This is a genomic window from Synechococcus sp. H70.1 (assembly GCF_047502705.1).
Taxonomy (GTDB): Bacteria; Cyanobacteriota; Cyanobacteriia; order Thermostichales; family Thermostichaceae; genus Thermostichus.
The window spans coordinates 118816-122833 of the sequence record NZ_JANSIV010000042.1; the positions used below are offsets into that span (position 1 = coordinate 118816).

Below are 4018 nucleotides of genomic sequence, written 5' to 3' on the forward strand. Positions count from 1 at the left end.
ACCACCGGCCCTTGTTGGCAGACTTCTAGGCATCCTGAGGTGATAACCGGAACATCCAGATTGGCCTCGCGCAGGGCCGATTGCAGAGCTTCCACCACCGGCTGATAGTGGCGAGAAGGATAGCAGCGGCTGGAACGGCAAACCGCCAAATAGGGCCGCTGGAGAGGGTTATCTCTTTTCCCTCGACGTCAATGGCTCGCAGGCGTTCATAAAGGGAAAGCTGCTGATAGTCGGCTTTGCCTTCGGGCAGGTAGTCTTCTCCTGGCCCCAAAAAGGGACTGGGCAAAAAGATCTGCAGCAGCGATTCCTCTGCCCCGTTCCAAAACTGGATCCCCCATTGGCGAGGCTGGCCCTGCGGATTGAGGCGGCGATAGAGGGCGGCGCGGCCGACCAATCTTTTGCGGCGCAGCTCAGGAGGAGTTCTGCGGTAGGGGCCGCCCTGGTGTTCCTCCAAACACAGATGCAAATGCCAAGTTTCCGTGGCCACGGTCAAGTAGCCGTCGTAGAGCACACAGAGAGTAGGGGGATCCTTGAAGGCCGCTTCCAGGACGCCACCCTCCACCACCTGGCCCACTTGGATCTCGGCCCAGCGCTCCTGAAAGAGCTCATAGAGCAGCGGCCCAAGACAGTCGATGTGAGCCGGGATCCCTTCGTAAACGGTTGTCCAGCCGGTGGGGGAAACCTCTTGCCAAGTTTGATTTAAGGGTGGGACCCAGGGATTGAAAACAGCCATAGGTTGCTCCTATTGGATTGGCGGAATGCGGGCAATCACCCCCTTTTTGATGGGGCGCTCTGCCCAGGGCAGGATCCCATCGGGCTTTCTCAAATACAGCTCCGCCGTTTGCAAGATTGGCTCCACGTCTTTTGGATCGAGATCGCCAAAGACATAGGTCATCTTTCGGGGGGCTGCCAGCGCAACCACACAAGCGTGGCTGCAGCCGCTCATACAGGCAACTGGCTTCAGTTGCAGTTGGGGATTGAGCCTTTGGGATTGCAAGGCAGCTAGGAGCATTTCTCCCTTGCTGATCCCTTCTTTTTGGCCGTTGACCCAGCGAGATCCACAGGTGGTGCAAACCCAGAGGCAATGTTTAGACTCAGCTTGAGCCAAAGTTGTCGATGGAGAAATAGAGGGAAAGTTGGTCGCGCTCACCATAGAGTTGTATCCAAACTCCACTGCAAAGCAGACAATTCCACTGGGGCAGCTTGTTCTAGATAGTTAGCCAAAAATAGCCCGAGAGGATGCTAAAATTGCCCCCGCAAGTTCATCCTCAGCGTGCGGCCAACGCCGGGATAGCCGGGGAAAACTTCATACTGCTCATCCAGCAGGTTGTCGATCCCCAACTCTAGGCTCAGGGCCTCAGTCAACGGGATCCCTCCCCGCAAAGCCACGGTGGTATAGCCTGGCAGGGATTCCGTATTGGAGTTGTTGGTAAAAAAGCTCCCAATGTGATGGACCAAGATCGAGCCGTACCCGCCCTGCTCATAGCGATAGGTTAGGCCTAGGTTGAAGCTATCGGCTCCCACAAAGGCTAGCTGTTTGCCAACTGTGGCCGGGTTAAGTGCAGCGCGGATGATGGGATCATTGAGGGTGTAGTTGGCAAAAAGCGTCCAGTTTTCCCCCAAACGCAAATCCAAAGCCGCTTCCAGGCCGGTGTATTCGACCAGCCCAATATTCTCATAGGTTCCCTGGCGCGGCCCCAGGCTGACAAAGGTGATGCCATCGCGGATGCGGTTGTGGGCAAACGTTAGCCGCAGCAGGCCAAAATCTCCCAGGCTCTGATCCAAGCCAACGTCAAAGCTCTCCCCTCGCTCTGGGCGGAGATTGGGGTTGCCATCCACTTCAAAAAAGCCTCGCAGCCGAAAGAATAATTCCGAGATCAAGGGGGTGCGAAAGCTGCTGGCGTAGTTGGCTCTCAAGGTGGTGCCTTCCGCCACTGGCCAGCGGATCCCCACAGCCGGCGAGGTGGCCGAGCCATTGGCCAAACTGCTGAAGTCCTGGCGCATGCCCAGATCAAGGTGGAAGTTGGGATCCGGGCTGTAATCCAGGCGGGCAAACAGGGCGCCCTGGTTAACCGTATCGTCGTAGTTGATATTGGCAGAACCGTTGGCAAAGGAAAAAGTTGTATTGCGAGCTGAGATGGAGCGATAATCTACCCCCAAAGCTCCCTCTAGGTTTTCGCCGGCTTGCCAAGCATACTGCAGCTGGGATCCCCAGCCATTGCGCAGGATGACGTCGCGGGATCCCTGGCTTTGCAGAGCACTGAAACGGTAGTTGAGATCGTCAAAAAAGACTCTTGCCTGCAGGGATCCTGTTGCCTGAGTCCACAGCCAACTGAGATCCAGCAGCAGATCGTTGGTGTTTTGCTCTGCATCGGGAGAGGGAAATTCCACACTGCCGGGCACACGAAAGGCTTTATTGAGGTAGAGGGCGTTGGCTGTTAGGACTTGGTCTTTGGCCAGTTGCCAGGTAAGCTTGGCCTGCAAGTTGTGGTACTCCACCGCCGAGTTTTCCCGCTTGCCTGACTTGCCCAGCCGCTCAATTGCAAAGGGAAAGTCGTTGTTACTTTTCAGACGGCGATAGCTGAGCACCCAGCCCAGATCCTGGGCTTGGCCCCGACTTTGGATCCCTTGCTCATTGAGGCCGTAGCTGCCGACCGCCGCTTCCAGCACCGTCTCCGTTTCTGGCTGTGGCTCCACCGTAACGATGTTGATCACGCCGCCAACAGCATCCGAGCCATACAGAGTAGAGCCGCCACCGGGAGAGACTTCAATTCGCTCGACAATATCTGTGGTGAGTTGAGAGAGGTCAAACCCGCCAAAGAAGCCCAGATCGTTGAGGGGGCGGCCATCCAAGAGCACCAACACCTGCGCCGTTCGCGCCCCTCGCATGAATTGAGAGCTAAGAGCTCCCAACTGAGTTCCCGCTGTGCCATCGCTGAGGATCCCAGGCAGATAGCGCAGGGCTTCTTGCACCGTCCTTGCCCCTTGCTCGCGCATCTGCTGGCGGGTGATGACATAGACTGGGCGCGAAGAGTCCCGCAGCAAGCCAGGGCGGCGAAACGGTGTGGTGACGGGTTGATTGAAAATCTCGGCACTAAGACTGGTGTCCAAGACCGCTTGCGCCCAGGCTGGGATCCCCAGACTCCAGCTCCCCAGCCCAAGGCTGAGACAGACAACAATTGCTTTCATCCAGTTGCTCCTGCTTCCGTGCGACGCGGAAGAGCTAAGCTGTGAGCCAAAGCCGCAGGCGGGCATCCTGACTGAGGGCCTTAGCCCATCACAGTTGCGGCACAGCGCCGGATTTGCACCGGACTTTCCCCATTGCTTGCCCTGGCTGATCCCCAGAGCAACCTGACGGCACGGCTTTCTCCGCAGTCCTTTTGGAAAAAGCCGTGCTAGGCATCATACATTCCCTGCTGGGGAGTTCCTATCCTGCCGGGGGGGATCCCTGGGCAGTGAGGTCAACGGAAGATCATCTCCGCCACCGCGTCAAAGCCGGCGTCCAACAGGCGATCCAAGACTGATTGGGCCTGGCTGCGGCTGTCGTAGAGGCCGGCCTGCAGCACCCTCCTGCCGTTGAACACGGTCTCCACCGCCTCAGGGACAAGCTGCCGCAGCCGCTGCAAATCGTCGCTGCCTTTGGGGGTTACCAAGACGCGAAAGCGGGTAGCCGCTCGCGTCAGCGGGACGGAGTCCTTGTCGGCAGCCTGAGCAGGAGAAGCTGGGGCCGAGCTTGAGGGTGCAGAGGAGGAGGTAGGAGGGTTTTCTCTGGCCTGCCGGCGGGCCGGCGGCGGCAGCAGGGTGGTGAGGTCGGTAAGGGGAGCTGCAGAGGCCCGGCGGACAGGGGCGGCAGCAGGCTCAACCGGCTGGGCAGGCGTGGTAGAGCCATCGGGGGTGAAGGGGACGGCAACAAACTCCTGGGGTTGAGCGCCCGACGGCTGGCTGGGGCTGCTGGGCAAAATACGCCCTCCCGAGCCCGCTGCGAGAGGGGGGAGGGGGGCCGTCGGTTGCGGCACCG

Annotated in this window: 3 protein-coding genes, 1 pseudogene and 1 riboswitch; all 4 genes and pseudogenes read right to left on the reverse strand. The window is 58.9% G+C overall.

Going from position 1 to position 4018, the window contains the following annotated elements; all coding sequences use genetic code 11:
* Positions 1 to 25 precede the first annotated feature (25 nt).
* Positions 26 to 733, reverse strand: a complete 708-nt coding sequence (locus NW827_RS03580) for a hypothetical protein (protein ID WP_414403596.1) — start codon at positions 731 to 733, stop codon at positions 26 to 28.
* A gap of 9 nt (positions 734 to 742) precedes the next feature.
* Complete coding sequence (locus tag NW827_RS03585; protein ID WP_414361300.1) at positions 743 to 1153, reverse strand: DUF1636 domain-containing protein; 411 nt, start codon at positions 1151 to 1153, stop codon at positions 743 to 745.
* A gap of 89 nt (positions 1154 to 1242) precedes the next feature.
* On the reverse strand, positions 1243 to 3189 hold the full coding sequence (locus tag NW827_RS03590; protein ID WP_414403595.1) for a TonB-dependent receptor plug domain-containing protein: 1947 nt from the start codon (positions 3187 to 3189) through the stop codon (positions 1243 to 1245).
* Positions 3190 to 3228: 39 nt separating this feature from the next.
* Positions 3229 to 3370: riboswitch (cobalamin riboswitch) on the reverse strand.
* A 91-nt stretch (positions 3371 to 3461) separates the two neighbouring features.
* A pseudogene (locus NW827_RS03595) lies at positions 3462 to 4018 on the reverse strand (hypothetical protein); the annotation flags it as partial.

Coding starts and splice junctions, on each gene's coding strand:
- NW827_RS03580 (WP_414403596.1), bottom strand. CDS start 733: ATGGCTGTTTTCAATCCCTGGGTCCCACCCTTAAATCAAACTTGGCAA.
- NW827_RS03585 (WP_414361300.1), bottom strand. CDS start 1,153: ATGGTGAGCGCGACCAACTTTCCCTCTATTTCTCCATCGACAACTTTG.
- NW827_RS03590 (WP_414403595.1), bottom strand. CDS start 3,189: ATGAAAGCAATTGTTGTCTGTCTCAGCCTTGGGCTGGGGAGCTGGAGT.